20 protein-coding genes are annotated in these 20,348 nt (G+C 60.0%); 8 read left to right on the plus strand and 12 right to left on the minus strand.

What is annotated here, in order from left to right:
• Positions 1–540: a molybdenum cofactor biosynthesis protein B gene (gene moaB, locus ACP7EE_RS07435; protein WP_420650504.1), complete on the plus strand. Its 540-nt coding sequence runs from the start codon at positions 1–3 to the stop codon at positions 538–540.
• Complete coding sequence (gene glp / locus ACP7EE_RS07440) at positions 524–1,750, plus strand: gephyrin-like molybdotransferase Glp (protein ID WP_426234062.1); 1,227 nt, start codon at positions 524–526, stop codon at positions 1,748–1,750. The genes moaB and glp overlap by 17 nt, the downstream gene beginning before the upstream one ends.
• 57 nt (positions 1,751–1,807) lie before the next feature.
• Here the strand turns inward: glp and ACP7EE_RS07445 are convergent, their stop codons facing one another.
• Positions 1,808–2,116: a hypothetical protein gene (locus tag ACP7EE_RS07445; RefSeq protein ID WP_426203255.1), complete on the minus strand. Its 309-nt coding sequence runs from the start codon at positions 2,114–2,116 to the stop codon at positions 1,808–1,810.
• Between the two features lie 313 nt (positions 2,117–2,429).
• On the opposite strand from ACP7EE_RS07445, the gene yegS reads away from it, so the two are divergent.
• Entirely contained in the window at positions 2,430–3,347 is a 918-nt protein-coding gene (yegS, locus tag ACP7EE_RS07450) for a lipid kinase YegS (protein WP_426203257.1), read from the plus strand.
• On the opposite strand, the gene ACP7EE_RS07455 is transcribed toward yegS, so the two are convergent.
• The 3 genes from ACP7EE_RS07455 to ACP7EE_RS07465 all read right to left on the minus strand — a co-directional run bounded on the left by ACP7EE_RS07455 (position 3,331) and on the right by ACP7EE_RS07465 (position 5,804).
• Entirely contained in the window at positions 3,331–3,990 is a 660-nt protein-coding gene (locus tag ACP7EE_RS07455; protein ID WP_420650507.1) for a response regulator, read from the minus strand. The two genes, yegS and ACP7EE_RS07455, sit on opposite strands and share 17 nt — an antisense overlap.
• The gene (locus ACP7EE_RS07460; RefSeq protein WP_420650552.1) at positions 3,987–4,880 is read right to left on the minus strand and encodes a sensor histidine kinase; all 894 of its coding nucleotides are present in this window, start codon (positions 4,878–4,880) and stop codon (positions 3,987–3,989) included. Before ACP7EE_RS07460 ends, ACP7EE_RS07455 begins: the two co-directional genes overlap by 4 nt.
• 468 nt (positions 4,881–5,348) lie before the next feature.
• The gene (locus ACP7EE_RS07465; RefSeq protein WP_426234063.1) at positions 5,349–5,804 is read right to left on the minus strand and encodes a hypothetical protein; all 456 of its coding nucleotides are present in this window, start codon (positions 5,802–5,804) and stop codon (positions 5,349–5,351) included.
• Positions 5,805–6,260: 456 nt separating this feature from the next.
• On the opposite strand from ACP7EE_RS07465, the gene ACP7EE_RS07470 reads away from it, so the two are divergent.
• Positions 6,261–7,196: a chemotaxis protein CheV gene (locus ACP7EE_RS07470; protein WP_420650509.1), complete on the plus strand. Its 936-nt coding sequence runs from the start codon at positions 6,261–6,263 to the stop codon at positions 7,194–7,196.
• Between the two features lie 89 nt (positions 7,197–7,285).
• Complete coding sequence (locus ACP7EE_RS07475) at positions 7,286–8,092, plus strand: MOSC domain-containing protein (protein WP_426234064.1); 807 nt, start codon at positions 7,286–7,288, stop codon at positions 8,090–8,092.
• A gap of 72 nt (positions 8,093–8,164) precedes the next feature.
• Here ACP7EE_RS07475 and ACP7EE_RS07480 read toward each other — a convergent pair whose 3' ends face one another.
• The 8 genes from ACP7EE_RS07480 to ACP7EE_RS07515 form a co-directional block, all read right to left on the minus strand.
• The gene (locus ACP7EE_RS07480) at positions 8,165–8,449 is read right to left on the minus strand and encodes a pyrimidine/purine nucleoside phosphorylase (protein ID WP_426234065.1); all 285 of its coding nucleotides are present in this window, start codon (positions 8,447–8,449) and stop codon (positions 8,165–8,167) included.
• 81 nt (positions 8,450–8,530) lie between these two features.
• Positions 8,531–9,073 (minus strand): exonuclease domain-containing protein, encoded by a 543-nt coding sequence (locus ACP7EE_RS07485; protein WP_426234066.1) that lies wholly within the window; start codon positions 9,071–9,073, stop codon positions 8,531–8,533.
• A 69-nt stretch (positions 9,074–9,142) separates the two neighbouring features.
• A complete protein-coding gene (locus ACP7EE_RS07490; RefSeq protein ID WP_426234067.1) occupies positions 9,143–11,104 on the minus strand; it encodes an acetyl/propionyl/methylcrotonyl-CoA carboxylase subunit alpha in 1,962 nt (653 codons plus the stop codon).
• Between the two features lie 68 nt (positions 11,105–11,172).
• Positions 11,173–11,970, minus strand: coding sequence for an enoyl-CoA hydratase/isomerase family protein (locus ACP7EE_RS07495; protein WP_426234068.1), 798 nt, complete (start codon positions 11,968–11,970; stop codon positions 11,173–11,175).
• Positions 11,967–13,124 (minus strand): citronellyl-CoA dehydrogenase, encoded by a 1,158-nt coding sequence (gene atuD / locus ACP7EE_RS07500; RefSeq protein WP_426234069.1) that lies wholly within the window; start codon positions 13,122–13,124, stop codon positions 11,967–11,969. Before atuD ends, ACP7EE_RS07495 begins: the two co-directional genes overlap by 4 nt.
• 27 nt (positions 13,125–13,151) lie before the next feature.
• Positions 13,152–14,768 (minus strand): geranyl-CoA carboxylase subunit beta, encoded by a 1,617-nt coding sequence (gene atuC / locus ACP7EE_RS07505; protein ID WP_426234070.1) that lies wholly within the window; start codon positions 14,766–14,768, stop codon positions 13,152–13,154.
• A 3-nt stretch (positions 14,769–14,771) separates the two neighbouring features.
• Positions 14,772–15,641 (minus strand): SDR family oxidoreductase, encoded by an 870-nt coding sequence (locus tag ACP7EE_RS07510; RefSeq protein WP_426234071.1) that lies wholly within the window; start codon positions 15,639–15,641, stop codon positions 14,772–14,774.
• A gap of 12 nt (positions 15,642–15,653) precedes the next feature.
• Positions 15,654–17,444 carry an acyclic terpene utilization AtuA family protein gene (locus ACP7EE_RS07515; RefSeq protein WP_426234072.1) on the minus strand — a complete coding sequence of 597 codons (1,791 nt, stop codon included), beginning with the start codon at positions 17,442–17,444 and terminating at the stop codon, positions 15,654–15,656.
• Between the two features lie 187 nt (positions 17,445–17,631).
• Here ACP7EE_RS07515 and ACP7EE_RS07520 point away from each other — a divergent pair, with 187 nt between their 5' ends.
• From ACP7EE_RS07520 to ACP7EE_RS07530, 3 genes are all read left to right on the plus strand, one after another.
• A complete protein-coding gene (locus ACP7EE_RS07520) occupies positions 17,632–18,255 on the plus strand; it encodes a TetR/AcrR family transcriptional regulator (RefSeq protein ID WP_426203279.1) in 624 nt (207 codons plus the stop codon).
• A gap of 91 nt (positions 18,256–18,346) precedes the next feature.
• Positions 18,347–19,144 carry a substrate-binding periplasmic protein gene (locus ACP7EE_RS07525; protein WP_426203282.1) on the plus strand — a complete coding sequence of 266 codons (798 nt, stop codon included), beginning with the start codon at positions 18,347–18,349 and terminating at the stop codon, positions 19,142–19,144.
• 87 nt (positions 19,145–19,231) lie between these two features.
• Positions 19,232–20,245 carry a GNAT family N-acetyltransferase gene (locus ACP7EE_RS07530; protein ID WP_426234073.1) on the plus strand — a complete coding sequence of 338 codons (1,014 nt, stop codon included), beginning with the start codon at positions 19,232–19,234 and terminating at the stop codon, positions 20,243–20,245.
• Positions 20,246–20,348 lie beyond the last annotated feature (103 nt).

The following is a 20,348-nucleotide window of genomic DNA, read 5'->3' on the forward strand; positions in this document are numbered from 1 at the left end:
ATGAAAGCCAAGGCTGATGTACCTTTCGTACCGCTGAATATCGCGGTGCTGACAGTCAGCGACACCCGCACCCTGGAAACCGACACCTCGGGCCAGGTCTTTGTCGACCGCCTCAGCGCTGCTGGCCACAATCTGGCCGAGCGGGTTTTGCTCAAGGATGATCTGTATAAAATTCGCGCCCAGGTTGCCAACTGGATTGCCGACGATGTGGTGCAGGTGGTGTTGATCACCGGCGGCACCGGCTTTACCGGCCGAGATAGCACCCCGGAAGCGGTTGCCTGTTTGCTCGACAAACAGGTTGATGGTTTCGGCGAACTGTTCCGCCAGATTTCAGTGGCCGATATCGGCACCTCAACCGTGCAGTCCCGTGCGTTGGCCGGGTTGGCCAATGGCACGCTGGTCTGCTGCCTGCCGGGCTCGACGAACGCGGTACGCACCGGGTGGGACGGCATTCTCGCCGAGCAACTGGATTCGCGGCATCGCCCGTGCAATTTCGTGCCTCATCTGAAACAGGCGGCGCCTTGTGAATCCCGCGGGTAAGCCGGGCAAAACCGGGGCGTTGATGCCGGTGGAAGCGGCATTGGCACGGTTGCTGGAAATAGCCGAAGCTGCGCCGATTCGCGAGCGTGAGCATCTGCCATTGGCCGAGGTTGAAGGGCGGGTGCTGGCGCAGGATCTGATTGCTACGCTAGACCTGCCTCCCTGGCCGAACAGTGCCATGGACGGTTACGCCCTGAACCTGGCGGACTGGAGTGGCGAGCCGATGTTCGTCAGCCAGAAAATCTTTGCCGGACAGGCGCCAGAACCATTGCAGCCCGGAACCTGCGCGCGAATCTTCACGGGGGCGCCGGTGCCTGCGGGTGCTGACTGCGTTGAAATGCAGGAAAACGTTCAGGTGCTGGCCGACGAGCGCGTGGTGTTTACTGAGCCGATGATCGTGGGGCAAAACATTCGCCCGCAGGGCCAGGAAACCACGGTTGGGGAATTGGTCTTGCCCGCAGGCACCCGACTGGGACCGATCGAGCAGGGTCTGGCCGCGTCCTTGGGCTGTGCCGCGCTGGATGTGGTGCGCAAGGTTCGCGTGGCTGTTCTGTCAACTGGCGATGAGTTGGTCGAGCCGGGTACAGCGCTGGGCCCGGGGCAGATTTACAACAGTAATCGCGTGTTGCTGTGCAGCTGGTTGCAGCGCCTGGGTTGTGAGGTGATCGATGCCGGGATTCTTCCGGATGATTTGCCGACCACCCGCGCGAAGCTTGGCGAATTGCAGGACGTCGATCTGATTCTGTCGACCGGTGGCGTTTCGGTAGGCGAAGCGGATTTCCTTGGCATTGCGCTCAGGGAAGAAGGTGAGCTGACTCTGTGGAAACTCGCGATCAAACCGGGCAAGCCACTGACTGTAGGCCATTTTCGTGGGGTTCCGGTCATCGGCCTGCCTGGCAATCCTGCGTCGACTCTGGTGACCTTTGCCTTGCTGACGCGGCCGTATCTGTTACGCCGCCAGGGCGTGCAGGATCTGCAGCCGCTGAAGTTTTCGGTACCGGCAGGGTTCGCTTGGCCCCAGGCCGGCAATCGCCGTGAATACTTGCGCGGACGTCTGGAGCAGGGCAAGGCCACCATCTACCGGAACCAGAGTTCGGGCGTCCTGCGCAGTGCTGCGTGGGCAGACGGGTTAGTGGAAGTGCTTGAGGGGCGTACGTTGACCGCAGGGGATGAGGTGACTTTCATCCCGCTGACCGAGTTGCTGGGCTGACGCTGTACGTGAGTGTGCAGGCGCGGCTCGCCACAGCCATCGCCTGCACTCATGCATTCAACGGGCCAGCAGCGCAACCAATTGGTCGAATCGACTGTTGGCCACCCAGCCTACCAGACCCATTACCACAGCAGCCGCACCAGCCGAATAGGCGAGGCGATGCTTGATGGCTTTTACATCGCCCCGCACCTCGTCCATGTCCCGACGGATGTACTTCAGATGGGTTTCCAGTTCGGTAACGCGAGGTTCCATTCCGGTATCTCCAGCGTTTTTGGCAGTACCTTTGAATTCGCTTTGATGATTGGCGCGACTATCGGCAAGTGGGATAAATGCACTTGCGGTTGCTTTGGTTTCATGACTTGGCATGGACGTCTCCATGCAGTGCTATTGATGCCGGTTGGCTACCGCCGTTTTTCGAGCAGTCGAAAGTACTAAGAGTGTATCCATTCATTACATGCACATCCTTGTGTGGTCGGGTCGGAAATTGATACCGCCGAGCCACGTTGAAGCAAACACTGCACCCGGTCAATTGAGCCAATTCCTGTTATTTCGTAAGAAAAGATACCGTCCTGTAGGACGAGCCGCCCGGAAATCAGAATTAAATGTTATTCGTGCGACTTTTTTGCGTGTCTGAGTGGTCAAGATGTCCCGAACTGATTCAATTTTAGGAGCTACCTTGATGAGTGAACGCAGGGCATTGTTAATTCTGCATGGCAAGCAGGCACTCAACGAGGCGGTGCGTGCTGCCGTCGAAAGCAAGCGTGAACAAGGTTGGGAGCTCGCAGTGCGGGTGACTTGGGAGGCCGGTGATGCGCAACGTCTGGTAGAGGAGGCGCTGGCAGCGGGATACACGAAAATTATCGCCGGCGGTGGTGATGGGACATTGCGCGATATCGCCGAAGCCTTGGCCGCGCACCCGGACAAGGCCAGTCTGGTGTTGTTACCACTGGGCACGGCCAATGACTTTTCCCGCGCTGCCGGCATCCCTCTTGAACCCGAAGAGGCTCTCGATTTGCTGGACGCGCCACCTCGCAAGATTGACCTGGGGGAAGTCGGCGGGCAGATTTTCCTGAACATGGCCACCGGCGGATTTGGCAGTCAGGTCACCGCCAATACTTCCGAGGATCTGAAAAAGGTGCTCGGTGGCGCAGCCTATCTGTTCACCGGGTTATCACGCTTCAGTGAATTGCATGCTGCTTACGGAGAATTGCAGGGGCCGGATTTTCATTGGAGTGGGGAGATGCTGGCGCTGGGTATCGGCAACGGTCGGCAGGCGGGCGGCGGTCACGTGCTATGCCCCGAGGCATTGGCCGATGACGGATTGCTGGATGTCAGCATTTTGCCAGCGCCACAGGAATTGGTCGGCACGCTGAAAACCTTGCTCAGCGATGGTTTCGGTCTGGACAACATGTTCGTGCGAGCGCGGTTGCCGTGGGTTGAGATCAAGGCTGCGGAGGGCCTTTACATCAATCTCGACGGCGAACCGCTGGAAGGCGAGAACATGCGTTTTACTGCGCGCCCGGCGGCGCTGCAGGTGCACTTGCCGCAAGACTCGCCGTTGTTGAGTTCAGCGCAGGCGATCAGTCATCAAGGCTGATGATCTGCTCACGTACGGCAAATAGAACGAGGCCCGCCACGTCGTAGATCTGCAGACGCTTCATGATCTGCGAGCGGTGGGTTTCGACAGTCTTGATACTGAGGCCGAGGCCGTTGGCGATTTCGCGGGTGGATTTTCCGCGTACGATCAGACGCAGGATTTCCAGCTGGCGCGCCGTCAGGTTGTGCGATTCGGCGACTTCCGGCTGATGCTTCTGATTGCGGGTCAATGCCTGGTTGATCACCGTGTGAGCGATGGCCGGACTCAGGTAGCGTTCATTATTGCGCAGGGCTTCCAGTGCATGCTCGAGCTCGGTGGCGGTGGTGTCCTTGAGCAGATAGCCATGCGCACCGGATTCGAGTGCCTGCATGATCAGCGCAGGATCGGTGTGCATCGACAGAATCAGCACTTTGCTCTGCGGACGCACGCGTCGTAGTCGTTGCAAGGCTTCAAGGCCGCCGGTTTCTCTCATCGAGATATCGAGCAAGACAATATCGGGATTCAGTTGCTCGACCATTTCGAGCAACTGCGAGCCATCGTTGGCCTCGCCGATTACCGCATAACCCGGAATATCCAGCACCAGAGCGCGTACGCCAGCCCTGATCAGCGAGTGGTCATCCACCAGAAGTAAGTTACAAGTCAACGCATAACCTTATTCGTACTGGCCCGCTCGAGTGCCCGTGGCGCCCAGGGGAAAAGTGCTTCGATTTGAGTGCCTTTGCCCGGTTCGCTCGTGACGTTCAGGGTGCCACCCAGTTGCTCGATCCGTTCGGCCATCCCGGCCATGCCACGTTGTCCTTCGCGACCGGGATCGGCGGCAGGCGCAAATCCCTGGCCGTCATCGCTGATCAGCAAGGTCAGACCCTTGGGCAGACGCTGGACCCGGATCAACAGATTGTTCGCCTGCGCATGGCGCAAGATATTGGTGACTGCCTCTTGAGCAATGCGAAACGCCGCAACCGCCATTTCTTCCGGCAATCCGTTCAGACGCTGCTGGCAGTCGAGGCTCCAGTGCAGCGAAGTGTTGGTCAATGTCTTGAGCAGGTGCGCACGCAGACTCGCCTCCAGCCCCAGACTGGTCAGCTGTCGCGGATTAAGAATGGCCGATACGTCGCGCACTTTATCGAGTGTTTCATCCAGCGTCGTACTCAGCAGTGCGCAGTGCTCCTGCAAGTCATCGGGCAAGCGGCGTTTGAGCCAGTCGCTTTGCAGTTTGGCGGCGGTCAGCAACTGGCCGATATCATCGTGCAACTCACGGCTGAGCCGATGACGCTCGTTTTCCTGGACTTCCAGTAAACGGTCGGCAAGCTCCTGCGGCTGGAATTTGATCGACTTGCGCGACAAGCGATGGTGGACGAAGACGCAAACGGCAGCGCTCACATTGAGCACCAGCAGACCGAACGACAGCGGAGCGGACAGGCCAAAGGTGAGCACGCTGCCGAGCGCTGAGCCGACGCACAGCAACAGCGTGAAGCGGCGTGCGTTTGCTCGCGAGGGCGGCCATGTGGTGATTGACTTGAGGCTGGCGTACATAGCGGATGGAGCCAATGAATGTTCGCTGCGGGTAGATCGTGCAGCGAGGCTGGCCGATCTCTGTCTGAAACTGCTGTCGTTCATGTGGCGCTTTCGAAGGGCTCTTTAACTGCCAATCGGCCGAAAACTTTTATGGAAAACATATCGCTGAAGTCACAGTGCCATTAACCGCGAGCAACTAACGGGCGGGATAATACCACTTAACATACCGCTGGTCGCGTTCGCGCTATATGTTCAAAGAGTCAGGAATGCCTCTGCATTGGACGTCGGTTCCATAATGGAAAGTTATTAGCCGGACTCTATAGATATCGACGCTGTACAAGTTGGGCTTGTTGTACACAGGAAAACCCTGACACCGGCGGAAGAGCTTCGCGCCGCTCAAGAGTGATATTTAATTTTTGATTGTCGCTGGCAGGCATGAAAGATGTATTTGCGACATCGCCAGCTCAAGCTATCTGCGCCGCGCTCCTAACAGGAGACGAGCGACAGTGGTTTGGCGTGCATCGGCGGTTGGAACTGGCTCTGTCCTACCTGAAAGGCGAACGCTTCAATCAGGGAAGTCTGTTCGCTGTCATCCAGACTCAACTGACCGGTGCTCAGATCGACCAGTTCCAGTTGCCAGGCGATCAACGTGAAGCAGTCTTTCAGTGCCTCAAGCGCTTGGGCGTGCAGATCAACATGGTCTTGTGCCTGAGTGAGCAGCCCGTGCAGATGCAGCGAAAACTCGGAGACCGGCTCCAGCGCCAAGGCATCGGCCTTGCTCGCCAGTTTGAGCAGGGTGCTGAGCATGCAATCGACGGCATCCTTGTCGTTGCGGATCAGTTGCAAGTGGCTCAGGCACTCTTCGGACTTGGCCAGGAGCGTTTCAGCCTCGACGAGAAACTCGGCGAATTGCTGCGCCCACTCGTTACGGTCGTTCGGCATGCTTATCTCCACAACGTCATGTCTGATGAACGAATGTCGTGTGTGTCGACGATCATGAATCGTCGTGAGATCGCGCCCCACAGTGCCATGGCTCTGGCCGGGATTTTCGTGAGGGTGGATATCCACTGACCTGCGATCGCACACAAAAGCCTGACTCCGTTCATGCAATGAGAATGGCGTCACATTAATGGCTATTGGATATTGCGAACATCAGGTTGGGCCTGATGATTCCTAGGGGAAACCCTTAGGCGCGGGAACCTGTTGCGCAAACCGAGGTCGCGCCGGAGAGGAATGCAGCAGATGAATTCAGCAGCCTCAGTAAACCATGATGTTAATGTGACATCAATGCTTTGGCGTGGCATTTTGATAGCGCTTTTCGCGGCTATCAAGAATCGCGCGATACAGCCGATAAACCACCCAATAGTGAATTCATCAGTACAAGCCCAGGAGTCATTGATGGCCGGCATTCTCGACACGGTAGACCAACGCACGCAACTGGTGGGTGAGAATCGCCTGGAAATCCTCATGTTCCGCCTGGCCGGACGTCAGTTGTTCGCGATCAACGTGTTCAAGGTTCAGGAAGTCCTGCAACTGCCGAAGCTGACCCTGATGCCTCAGCGACACCCGTTCGTCTGCGGTGTGGTCAACCTGCGCGGGCAGACGCTGCCGGTGATCGACCTGTCGCAGGCGATCGGCATGCGCCCATTGGTGCCGAGCCCGACCAGTACAATCATCGTCACCGAGTACAACCGTTCGGTGCAGGCGTTCCTCGTCGGTGGCGTGGACCGCATCGTCAACATGAACTGGGAAGCCATCCTGCCGCCGCCGACCAGCGCCGGTCGCCAGCACTACCTCACGGCAATCAGCAAGGTCGACGATCAACTGGTGGAAATCATCGACGTCGAGAAAGTCCTCGCCGAAATCGTCCCGTACAACGCCAAAGTATCGCGCGAGAAACTCGAAGACCCGGTACTCGAGCGCGCCGCTGGCCGCGAAGTGCTGCTGGTGGACGACTCGAAAGTGGCACTGTCGCAGTTGCGCGACACCCTCGGCCAGTTGGGCGTGAAGATGCACATCGCCAGCGACGGTTTGAAAGCCCTGAACATGCTCAAGGCGTGGGCCGATACCGGCGTGAACATGACCGAAAAACTGCTGATGATCTTCACCGACGCCGAAATGCCGGAAATGGACGGCTATCGCCTGACCACCGAAATTCGCAACGATCCGCGTCTGCGCAGTTTGTACGTGGTGCTGCACACCTCGCTGTCCGGCAGTTTCAACGATTCGATGGTGAAGAAGGTCGGTTGCGACAACTTCCTCTCCAAGTTCCAGCCGGACAAGCTGGTCGACGTGGTGCGCCAGCGCCTGATGCTCGACGAAGTACCGGCCTGACACACCGGATGAGGCTGATCTCGCGTCAGCCTTTGATTCGCCGCTCAGCTCGTATAGGGTGGCTTTTTTTGCCCACCAGGGAGCTGGCCATGCTGCGTCTGAGCGCGCTTTATCGTTACCCGTTGAAATCCGCCAAGGGCGAGACTCTGCAAGAGATCGCTCTGGACAAGCTCGGGCTGGCTGGCGACCGACGCTGGATGCTGGTGGACGAGGCGAGCGGGCGCTTCCTGACCCAGCGTGCCGTGGCGCAGATGAGTCAGTTGTCGGCGTTGTGGAATGCCAGCGGTGGCCTGACCCTGGCTGCACCCGGCCGTTCGCCGATCAATATCGACTTGCCCGGCGCCAACGCCGAGCTGCGTGGCGTGACGATCTGGCGTGACACTCTGCGCGTGCCGGATGCCGGCAATGAGGCTGCGCATTGGCTCAGCGAGTTCATCGGCAAACCGACGCGACTGGTGCAAGTGCCGCTGGATCGCGCCCGCAGCACGCAATCCGGTTACGGCAAAGATGACGACCAAGTGGCATTCGCCGATGGTTTTCCGCTGCTGTTGATTGGCGCAGCGTCGTTGCAGGATCTGTCGCAGAAAGTCGGACGTCCGCTGGAAATGCTGCGTTTCCGGCCGAATCTGGTGATCGAAGGCAGCGAGGCTTATGCCGAGGACAGCTGGAAACGCATCCGTATCGGCGATGTCGAGTTCCGCGTGGTCAAGCCCTGCTCGCGGTGCGTCCTGACCACCATCGACCCGCAGAGCGGCGAGCGCAGTGCTGATCGCGAACCGCTGGCGACCTTGCAGAAATACCGCTCCGAGGCCGATGGCGCGATGTTTGGGCAGAACCTGGTCAACGACAGCAATGGTCGACTTGAAGTCGGCATGCCGGTGGAAGTTCTCGAATAACCTGGCGCCATAACGAAAAATGCCCGTGTCCTTGGACACGGGCATTTTTTATGGCTGTGAAAACCTGCGGGTTTAGCCGCGGTATTCGCACAGGTAAGCGGTATCAACCGCGACTTTCAGCTGGAACTTGCTGTCGGCCGGAACGTTGAACTGGCTGCCGGCGGCGAAGGTTTCCCAGTCGGTGCTGTCTGGCAGTTTTACAGTCAGTGCGCCGGAAACCACGTGCATGATTTCACGCTGGCTGGTGCCGAATTCGTATTCGCCCGGGGCCATGACGCCGATGGTCGCCGGACCTTCAGCAGTGCCAAAGGCGATCGACTTGACGGTGCCGTCGAAGTACTCGTTGACTTTAAACATGGGCGATTCCTCTCGAAAAGGGCATAAAAGGGCTGAAAATGGCCGGCCAGTATGCACAAGGCTCTCGGCGTCGTCATCTGTCTAAAGTGGCAAGACCAGCGGCAGTAATCGCGCGGTGTTGCGCGCATCTTCCAGCGCGCGATGCTGCTGACCGCTGAATTGCATGCCGGCCAGTTGCAGCGCGCCGTTGAGTCCCAGCGGACGCTCAAGGCGCCGGGCCTTGGCAAAGCGCTGTTTGAGGTTCATGTGCGGCACGCGGCCCAGCGCGCTGTCGATTTGCAGCCGTTGCCATTCCTGAAGTAATTGCTTGCGGTCGTAATCGCCCCAGCTGACCCAGCCTTCAAGACGGGTCTGATGCTGGCGGAGCCAGCGCTCGAACGCCGGCCACACCTCTTCCAACGGCTGTGCTGCGTCGATATTTGCCTGAGTGATGTGCGTCAGCTCGCGACAGAACGGCGTCAGCAACGGCCGCCGCGTCGGTTTGACGAAGCGCTGGAAGTGATCCTGCTCGCGGCCGGCGCGATCCACCAGGGTCGCACCGATCTCGATGATTTCCATCTCCGTAACCGGCCAGCCACCGTCATCGGTGGTGGCTTCCAGATCTATGACCAGCCAATGGGGCATCGCAGGGTTCCTGATTTACGCGTTCTGATGTTCAGAGCGTAGTCAAACCTTGCGGATGCGCCCGGTGACTCACTCGACCTGCAACAGAACCTGACGATTTTTTACCTGATCGCCGACTTTCACCTGCACCCGTTTGAGCACGCCGTCGATGCCGGCCTTGAGCGGGTGCTCCATTTTCATTGCCTCCAGCACCACCAGCAATTGTCCTTTGCTGACTGGGCTGCCTTCGCAGACCAACACATCAATGATCGCGCCGTCCATCGGTGCCTTGAGGGTGCCGGAACTGACGCTGGTCTGACTGTCGATTACCGCGTGAGTTCGATCCTCCAGTCGCAGGCTGCCGGGGTGGGTGAACAGCCAGAGCTGGTCGGCTTCGAGTCGATAGGCGTGGCGTTGGCGCAGGCCGTTGATCTCCAGGGTTACGGCGCGGTCGCTGTGTTCAATAAGCTTCACGGTGCAGCTATGTTCAGCAACCTGTACGAAAAAGGTGCCATCCGCAGCAGCGCGTAATTGCACATGCCAATCCTGCCCCTCCAGACCGAGGCGGTAATCCAGCGGCACACTGGCGTTGTTGCGCCAGCCGGCCAGTGGCGCGCGATGTCGTTGCGCCGTGGATTGATAAAACAGCAGCGCCGCGATGGCCAGTTGTTCGGTACTCGGAACACGCTTTTGCAGACACGAGTGATCGGCAAACTGCTGCGCAATAAACGCCGTGCTGAATTCGCCCGCAATGAATTGCGGATGCTGCAACAGTTCGACCAGCAGCCGCTGATTGGTCTGCACGCCCAGCAATACGCTGTCCTGCACCGCACGCAGCAATTTGCGCCGCGCCTCTTCGCGGGTAGCGCCGTGGGCGATCAGTTTTCCGAGCATCGGGTCGTAGAACGGACTGACGGTCTGACCTTCGAGCAGACCGTGATCAATCCGCGTGCCCGCGTGCAGGGCCGGTTGCCACGCCTCGATGCGCCCGGTCTGCGGCAGAAATCCTTGAGCGGGGTCTTCGGCGTACAGCCGCACTTCCATGGCATGTCCGTTGAGCTGTACTTGATCCTGGGTCAGCGGCAGCGGCTGGCCTTCGGCGACCAGCAACTGCCAGGCGACCAGATCCAGCCCGGTGATCAACTCGGTCACCGGATGCTCGACTTGCAACCGGGTGTTCATCTCCAGAAAGTAGAACTGGCCACGCGCATCCAGCAGAAACTCCACGGTGCCGGCGCCGACGTAGTTCACCGCGCGCCCGGCCTTGAGCGCCGCTGCGCCCATCGCCTGGCGCAGCTCGGCGGTCATCACCGGGCAGGGCGCTTCTTCGATGACTTTCTGATGGCGGCGCTGGATCGAGCAGTCGCGCTCGCCAAGGTAAATCAGGTTGCCGTGTTGATCGCCGAACAGCTGCACTTCGACGTGGCGCGGTTCGATCAGCGCCTGTTCGAGGATCAGTTCATCGCTGCCGAAGCCGTTCAATGCCTCCGAGCGCGCCGTGCGCAACTGCGCTGGCAGATCATCGCCGCTGTGCAGCAGGCGCATGCCGCGACCACCGCCGCCGGCGCTGGCCTTGATCATCAGCGGATAACCGATGCGCTCGGCTTCGCGCAGCAACGTTGCGTCATCTTGCTCGGCGCCTTGATAGCCAGCGATGCACGGCACTCCGGCAGCGAGCATGGCAATTTTCGAGCGGCGTTTGCTGCCCATGAGTTCGATGGCCTCGACGCTGGGGCCGATGAAGGTCAGGCCAGCCTGCTTGCAGGCGCGGGCGAATTCGGCGTTTTCCGAGAGGAAACCGTAGCCGGGATGAATCGCGTCGGCGCCGCTGCGCCGGGCGGCGTCGAGGATTGCCGGGATGTTCAGGTAAGACTGTTGTACGGGCGCCGGGCCGATGTTGACGGCTTGATCGGCGATTTGTACATGCAGGGCGTTGGCGTCGGCGTCGCTGAATACGGCGACGGTGCGATAGCCCAGGGCTTGCGCGGTGCGCTGGATACGGCAGGCGATTTCACCGCGGTTGGCGATCAGGATTTTGTGGATGGCGGGCATGGTGGGTTTCCTGAAGATTTGCGGTGAAAGTGATGGCCTCATCGCGGGCAAGCCCGCTCCCACAGGGGTCAGTTGGCCCACCGTGGTTTACGCTTTTGCATGAAGGCCATCGTGCCTTCAATTCCCTCGGCGCCAGTCACTGCCGCGCTGAACCACTGCGCCGCTTCATCGAGCAATGCACTCGAAGGCTGGCCGGCACTGGCCAGCAGCAGTTTTTTGGTCGCGGCATTCGCCTCGGGCGCGCAACACAAAACATGATCCAGCACTTCGTCCAGCCGTTCCGCCAGCGCCTGCGGATCATGTTCGACAAAATGCACCAGGCCCATGCGTCTGGCCTGTGTGCCGTCGAAGCGCGCGGCAGTCAGCGCCCGTCTGCGGGTTTCAGTCAGGCCGATGCGTTGCACCACAAACGGCGCAATTTGCGCCGGCAGCAAGCCAAGACTGGTTTCCGGCAAGCCGAACTGCGCCTGATGATCGGCCATCGCGATATCGCTGACACACGCCAGACCCAATCCACCACCCAGCACCGCGCCTTGCAACACGGTGATCAGCACTTGCGGCGCGTGCTGCGCCTCTTCCAGCAAAGCGCCAAAAGCGCGGTTCAAGTCGCGGTAAGCGTCTGCGCCTTGCGAGCGGGCGTTGGCCATGTCCTTGATGTCGCCGCCAGCGCAGAAATGCCCGCCGGCACCACTGATCACCAACGCGCGAACGCTGCGATCATCACGCACCGCCGCCAGCACCGCGCGCAATTCGGCAACCATTTGCAGGCTCATCGCATTGCGGCTGTCGGGGCGATTGAGGGTTATATGCAGCACACCGTTATGGGCCTCAAGTAACAGCGTCTGGCAATCGGGCAGGGCGCTCATTTCTTTTTCCCCGGCAGAATGCCCATCAGTTTGCAGATGATCCCGAGCATGATTTCGTCGGCGCCGCCGCCAATCGACACCAGCCGCACATCGCGGTAGGCGCGGGCCACCGGGTTGTCCCACATGAAGCCCATACCGCCCCAATATTGCAGGCAACTGTCGCTGACTTCGCGGCCGAGACGTCCGGCCTTGAGCTTGGCCATGGACGCCAGTCGAGTCACGTCCTGGCCTTTCACATATTGCTCGGTGGCCTGATACACCAGGGCGCGCAGGCATTCGATTTCGGTCTGCAATTCGGCCAGGCGGAAGTGGATCACCTGATTGTCGATCAGTGCGTTGCCGAAGGTTTTGCGTTCCTTGCAGTATTCGATGGTGCTGTCGACGCAGTATTCCAGGCCCTTGATCATGTTCGCCGCGCCGAACAGCCGTTCTTCCTGAAACTGCAGCATCTGCATCATGAAACCCGCGCCTTCGTGCCCGATGCGATTGCGCTGCGGCACCCGCACATCGTCAAAAAAAACCTGGGCGGTTTCCGAGCTGCGCATGCCGAGTTTGTCCAGGTGCGAACTGAGGCTGATCCCCGGCGTGGTCATCGGCACCATGATCAGCGACTTGTTGATGTGCGGCTTGTCGTCCGAAGTATTGGCCAGCAAGCAGATGAAGTCGGCGCTCGGCGAGTTGGTGATCCACATCTTGCTGCCGTTGATCACGTAGTCGTCGCCGTCCTTGCGCGCGGTGGTCTTGAGACCGGCGACGTCAGAGCCGGCGCCGACTTCCGAGACGCCGATGCAGCCAACCTGCTCACCAGTGATCGCTGGCCGCAGAAATTCTTCGCGCAATTCATCGGAGCCGAAGCGGGCGAGGGCCGGGGTGCACATGTCGGTCTGCACGCCGATCGACATCGGAATACCGCCGCAATGAATGGTGCCGAACTCTTCGGCGGCGACAATCGAATAGCTGTAATCCAGGCCCATGCCGCCGAATTTTTCCGGCTTGGAGATGCCCAGCAGTCCGAGGTCGCCAGCCTTGCGGAAGATCTCGTGAATCGGAAAACGCCCGGCCTTTTCCCATTCGTCGACGTGCGGATTGATCTCGTGTTCGACGAATTGGCGGACGGTGCGGCGCAGTGCTTCGTGTTCCTGGGTGAAGATCATTTTTATTGTTCTCCTGAAATCGAGGCGTTAGAAGCGACTGACGCCGAAGCTGTTGGGCTGAAGATTGCGCACGTCGGCTTCGTGACAGATGTCCAGCAGGTAACCGAGCAGCGTGCGCGTATCGCGTGGATCGATCAGGCCGTCATCCCACAGGTTGGCGCTGCCGTAGAGCGCGGTCGATTGGCTGTCGAGTTTCTGCGCGGTGACCTGCTCAAGCATGTCGAGCATTTTCGGATCCGGCACCAGACCATCCTTGAGCTGTTTGGCCTCGGTGACGATGCGCAGGACCTTGCCCGCCTGGGCGCCGCCCATCACCGCCGTGCGGCTGTTGGGCCAGGCGAAGATGAAGCGCGGATCGAGACCGCGCCCGCACATCGCATAGTTGCCGGCGCCATAGGAACCGCCGACCACAATCGTCAGCTTCGGCACCCGCGCATTAGCCACTGCTTGAATCAGTTTCGAGCCGTGTTTGATCACGCCGTGCTGTTCCGACTCGGTGCCAACCATGAAGCCGGTGGTGTTGTGAAAAAACAGCAGCGGCGTCTGGCTCTGGTCGCAGAGCTGAATGAATTGCGCAGCCTTGCTCGCGCCGTTGGGCGTGATCGGGCCGTTGTTGCCGATGAAGCCGCAAGCGCGACCCTGAATTTTCAGGTGGCCGCAAATGGTCTGCTGATCGAACTCGCCCTTGAACTCAAGGAAGCGCGATTCATCAGCAATGCGCGCAATGATCTCGCGCACGTCGTAGGGCTTTTTCGCATCGTCCGGGATCAGGCCGAGCAATTCGTCGATGGGATACAACGGCTCTTTGTATTGCGGCTCGGGCAGCCACGGCAGTTGCTCGTTCCAGTTCAGCAGGCTGACGATCTCGCGCACCTGACGCACGCCATCGGCATCGTTTTCGGCCAGGTATTCAGCAGTGCCGGCGACTTGCGCATGCATCTCGGCGCCGCCCAGTTCTTCGTCAGTCGCGACTTCACCGGTCGCGGCTTTGAGCAATGGCGGGCCAGCCAGAAACAGCTTGGCCTTGCCGCGCACCACCACCACGTAATCCGACAACCCCGGCTGATACGCGCCGCCAGCGGTGGCCGAGCCATGCACCACGGTGATCTGCGGCAGACCCATGGCCGACATCCGCGCCTGGTTGGCGAAACTGCGCGCGCCTTCGACGAAAATCTCCGCCGCGTAATTGAGGTTGGCGCCGCCGCTTTCGGCGAGGGTGATCACCGGCAATTTGTTGTCTTGCGCGATCTGTTGCAGGCGCAGGGATTTTTTCAGGCCAGAAGGCGAAATGGTTCCGCCCTTGATCGCACTGTTGTTCGCCACCACCAACGCGCGCACGCCGGACACATAACCGATGCCGGCGATCAGACCGCCTCCAGCCGAGCTGCCGTCCTTGTCGTCGTGCAATTTGTAGCCGGCGAGGCTGGCCAGTTCGAGGAACGGCGAACCGGGGTCGAGCAACAAATTCAGGCGCTCACGCGGCAGCAATTGGCCGCGCTTGTCGAATTTCGGTTTAGCCTCGGCGGCTTTGTTCAACAGGTTCTGTTCGAGTTGCTGCACATGCTCGATGGCCGCGAGCATCGCCGTGCGATTGCGCGCAAAGCTTTCGCTGTGCGGGTCGAGTTCGGACTGGATCTGCGGCATGATTTATTCCTTGTCCTTGAGCACATCTGGCAAATACGCGCGGTGAAAACCGTTGAACGATTCGCTGTGGGTCGCCTTGTGCAACGGCCAGGCGCGACTGCCCAGACTCGCCGCGCCATCGATGCGCAGCGTGCTGCCACTGACGAACGCCGCTGCCGGACTGAGCAGAAACACAATCGCTGCACTGACTTCCGATTCGGTGCCGATGCGTTTCAACGGCACGTGTTCACGCAAGGTCGGGATCACTGCTTTGAACGCGCCTTCATAGGTGTCCATGCCGCTGGAGGCGATCCAGCCCGGCGCCACTGCGTTGACTCGCACCCCGGCGTAACCCCACTCGAACGCGGCAGTCTTGGTGAAGTTGTCCATGCCCGCACGCGCCGCACCGGAGTGGCCCATGCCGGGCATGCCGCCCCACATGTCGGCGAGCATGTTGACGATGTTGCCGCCGTGTTTGCTCATCGACTGGTTGAACACTTCGCGCGCCATCAGAAAACCGCCGACCAGATTGGTACGCAGCACGGTTTCGAAGCCTTTCTGATTGATCGAGGCCAGTGGCGACGGGTATTGGCCGCCGGCATTGTTGACCAGTCCGTGGATCGGCCCATGTTCGTCAATCAGTTCGCGGATCAGTGCCTTGACTGCTTCTTCATCGCGGATATCGCAGGCCTTCCAATGCGCAAGGCCGCCGTCCTCGGCAATTTCCGCGGCGACGCTTTGCAGCTTTTCTGGTTTGCGTCCGACCAACACCACGCTGGCGCCGAGTGCCGCCAGTTCATGCGCGGTGCATCGGCCGATGCCGCTGCCGCCCCCGGTGACGATGATGGTCTGGCCGCTGAACAGATCAGCCCGGAAAATCGACTCGTATGCCATGGCGACAATCCTCTAATCGAACTGTTCGGCGATGCTCTGCGGCACCGGGATCTGGATTTCCAGCAGTTGCTGGGCGAACGCCTTGCCCTGCGGATCAATGCGCAGGCTCGCCACGCCACCGCCGCCCAAGGCGTTTTCCAGCAAGAAGTTCAGGCTGTGGGTGCCGGGCAGATACCAGCGTTCAACGCGCCCGTGAATCGGGTCGAGGACATGGCTCATCCACTCGACCATCACCTCCGGCGTCAGCGCCTCGGCGATCCACGGCAAGTATTCCGGACGCCGTGGCAGCACGCCGATGTTGCTGTGATTGCCCTTGTCGCCGGAACGCGCCACCGCCAGTTTGACCAACGCGACACTGGCGTCGGCGCGGCCATCGGGTTTGGGCGGTTCGTGAGGGATCGGCAGATCGTCGCTTTCAAGTGCTGTGAGGGCGGGCAGGGCACAGGTATAGCGTTCCCCGGCGAAATCGATGTGCAACGTGCAGGCGCCTTTGTCGATCAGGAACGAGAACAGCCGAATCAGCGGATACACCGTCGGCCGTCCGCCAACGATGCCGGTCAGCCCCGGCGCCATACCGGTGGCGGCCTGGGCAATTTCCCGCGAGAACAGCACCAGCGCCTGTTTATTCGGATGGCGCACCGCCAGTTTGATCACCACTTCACGGCTGTCGCGACGCTGGCCATGAGGGCCGTAAGTGGCTTCGCTGCCGAGCAATTCGACATGGGTTTCGCTGTAGGGCGCCCAGCCGCGCTGGCTGAACATCTCGCCGGTCTTGTCGATGATCGCCTGACTGACGCGACGCGCCTTGTCTACCGCATCGATACCGGCAATCAGGCAACTGGCGGTGCAGCGGAAGCCGTCGAGATACGTCGCACTGACCTTGTATTTGTCGCTGGGTGGCAGGCCTTTGGCGCCGTGTACCTGCACGGCGTTTTTGCCCTGCTGCTGAAGTTTGACCTGACTGAAATCGCAGACCACATCGGGCAGCAGATAGCCCTGAGGATCGCCAATTTCGTAGAGCATCTGTTCGCCGACGGTCAGCGGCGTGATCAATCCGCCAGAGCCTTCGGGTTTGCTGACGATGAACTGGCCGTCGGCGCTGACTTCGACGATCGGGAAACCGATGTGCTCGTAGTCCGGCACCTCACGCCAATCGGTGAAGTTGCCGCCAGTGCACTGCGCGCCACACTCGATGATGTGTCCGGCCAATGCCGCTTGTGCAAGTTTGTCGTAGTCGTGCCACGACCAGCCGAATTCATGCACCAGTGCCGCGCTGACCACGGCGCTGTCGACCACGCGCCCGGTGATAACAATGTCGGCGCCCAGGCGCAGCGCTTCAACGATGCCCGGCGCGCCGAGATAGGCGTTGGTCGAGATGCACATCGGCGGCAGCGGTGCGCCGCTGAACATTTCCGTGATGCCTTGGGCTTGCAGCTGTTTGAACTGCGGTTGCAGGTCATCACCGAGCAGCACGGCGATTTTCAGCGCGACGCCGGCCTTGTCGCACGCCGTTTGCAACGCGGCGGCGCAGGCTTGCGGGTTGATCCCGCCGGCATTGCTGATCACGCGGATTTTTTGTTCCGCAAGTTGCGGCAGCAGCGGGGCGAGGACTTCGATGAAGTCGCTGGCGAAACCGGCTTGCGGATCTTTCAGGCGTGCGCCGGCCATGATCGACATGGTGATCTCGGCCAGGTAGTCGAACACCAGATAGTCCAGTTGCCCACCTTCCACCAACTGCGCGGCGGCGGTCGAGGTGTCGCCCCAGAACGCGCTGGCACAACCGATGCGGATTGTTGTTGGCATTGTTGTCTCCGACTCAGAAACCTGCGACAGAAGTGCGACGAGGCTACCAAGCAAGCGCTTGGTTTGTAAACAGCTGAAATTATCTTCTGCCCAAGCGCTTGCTTGGTCGCGGCCGGCGGCTTAAATTGCCCGCGCCAGCCTGTGGTTTCGGGGCGGCAGCCGACTGATCGACTGTAGGAGAGAATGGGTGGACGAGCAAAAAGCCCTGCGGGTAATGCGCGAACTGGTGGACGCCGGCCAGTTGACCGACCCGGACAGCGCGCGCGGCAAATTGCTGCAAGTCGCGGCCCATCTGTTCCGCAACAAAGGCTATGAACGCACCACCGTGCGCGATCTGGCGGGTGCCGTGGGCATTCAGTCGGGAAGCATTTTCCATCACTTCAAAAGCAAGGACGAAATCCTCCGCGCGGTGATGGAAGAAACCATCCGCTACAACACTGCACTGATGCGTGCGGCACTCGCCGACGCCGGCAGCGTGCGCGAACGGGTGCTGGCGCTGATCCGCTGTGAATTGCAGTCGATCATGGGGGGCAGCGGCGAAGCCATGGCCGTGCTGGTCTACGAATGGCGTTCGCTGTCCGAAGAAGGGCAGGCCCAGGTGCTGGCGTTGCGCGACATTTATGAGGACCTGTGGCTGCAAGTGCTCGGCGAGGCCAAGGCCGCCGGGTTCATCCGTGGCGATGTGTTCGTAACCCGACGCTTTCTAACCGGGGCGTTGTCGTGGACCACCACCTGGTTCCGCGCGGGCGGCAGTTTGAGCCTCGATCAGCTGGCCGATGAGGCGTTGATTCTGGTACTCGAGGAGCGTTAGACGCTTTCTATCGTGCGGCGAAACTGGCTAACTGGGCGAAACCGCCTAGCTTGAGTAGATTGATCGGTATTTTTTCGGGGAGTGGGGTGTTTTGAAGTCTTCGCCAATTCGGACAGCCGCGGGGCTGATGCTCGCAGCGCTGGCTGCAATATGGGTACAGCCCGCTCCAGCGGCGCAAGTTGTCCGGGTGGGCGCTGCGCATTTTCCGCCGTACACCATTCGCCCGGAAAACGGCGCCGACACCGGTCTGTTGCCGGAGCTGGTCGCCGCGTTGAACGACCTGCAGAGCGACTATCGTTTCGAGCTGGTGCCAACCTCTATTCCGCGCCGCTTCGGTGACTTCAAGGATGGTCGCACCGACATGGCGATCTTCGAAAATCCCGAATGGGGCTGGAAAGACATTCCCCACACCACCGTCGATATGGGCCTGGAAGACGCGGAAATCTTTGTCGCGCAGAACCAGCCTGGTCGGCAGCAAGCCTACTTCGCCGACCTCAAGGGCAAACGCCTGGCGCTTTACAGCGGTTATCACTATGAGTTCGCCAACTTCAAGGCCGACCCCAAATACCTCGCGGAAACCTACAGCGCGACGCTGACCTATTCCCACGACAGCAACCTGCTGATGGTGCTGCGTGGGCGCGCCGACATTGCGCTGGTGACACGTTCATATCTGTTCGATTACCTGCTGCGTAACGAAAAGGTTCGCGACGAATTGCTGGTGTCGCAGCGCATCGATCAGATCTATCACCACTACGCGATTCTGCGTCCGGCCGCGCCGATCACCGGCGAGGCGTTTGGCGCGATGCTCAAACGCCTGCGCGACAACGGCCAGATGTTGAAGATTTTTGATCCGTACAAGATTGCCGTGGTGCCGGTGCCCGGCAATTGAAGGACGGATTTACCCGGGCAGCCTAAATTTTGCCCTGCGGATCACGTCACATCGTTGAACTGTCGACGATTATCGTGAGCCCGACCCATGTCCAATCTGAATGACCTGACTGCCCTGGCCCTGCCATCGGGTAGTCAATTGCAAGCCGATGCCACCGAGAGCCGTCTGAGCCTGAGCCTGGACGGGCAACCGTTGATCCGCCTGCGCCTTGATCGTGAGGCGCAAGGGCCGATCCAGATTGACGAACGCTATGCACTGCCGCCAGGCCAGGCGCTGTGGGCGGCATGTTATTGGTTGTTCAGCCGCGATCCGGCGCGTCAGCAATTGGTCTGGCAGCTCGATCAGCCGCCGACCGAAGCCTTGCTCAGCGGCTTGCTGGTGAGCACGGAGGTGGCTGGCGAATATCGTTGCGAGCGCACCCTGTTCTGGCAATTGCCCCAGCCATGGCTCGGCACTTCGTTGACCGGCAGCTATCCGCAGCAGATGGTCATCAGCAATGGAAAACGCCATCCCTTGCGCCCGGTCAAACCGCGCGGTGAGGTTTATCGGCGTTTCGATTCGCGTCTTGGTGCGTGGATTTCCTTGCGCACGGTAGAGATCGAAGAAGATCTGCCGCGCTTCAACCGCTGGCAGAACAGTCCGCGCGTCGCCAGTTTCTGGCAGGAAGAAGGCAGCATCGAAAAGCATCGCGAATACCTGAGCAAGCTCGAGGCTGACCCGCACACACTGACGTTGATCGGCTGTTTCGACGATCAGCCGTTTGCCTATTTCGAAGCCTATTGGGCCAAGGAAGATCGCATCGCGCCGTTCTACGATGCCGACACTTACGACCGTGGCATCCACATGCTGGTGGGGGAGGAGAGCCATCGTGGCCCGCACAAGGTTGCGAGCTGGCTGTCGGCGTTGGTGCATTATCTGTTTCTGGACGATCCGCGTACGCAACGTGTGGTCGCCGAACCACGTGCGGACAACACGAAGATGATCGGCCACATGCACAATCAGTGTTTCCACTGCGAGAAAGAGTTCGACTTCCCGCATAAGCGCGCGGCGCTGATGATGCTCGGGCGTGAGCGGTTTTTTGATCGGTGCACGTTGGGTTGAAATACCGTTAAAACCAAAAGCTCGCAGCCTTCGGCAGCTCCTACATTGGAATGCGTTCCTTGTAGGAGCTGCCGAAGGCTGCGAGCTTTTTTTGCGGGCGATT

It is taken from the genome of Pseudomonas sp. TWP3-2 (genome assembly GCF_049897765.1).
Classification (GTDB): Bacteria; Pseudomonadota; Gammaproteobacteria; order Pseudomonadales; family Pseudomonadaceae; genus Aquipseudomonas.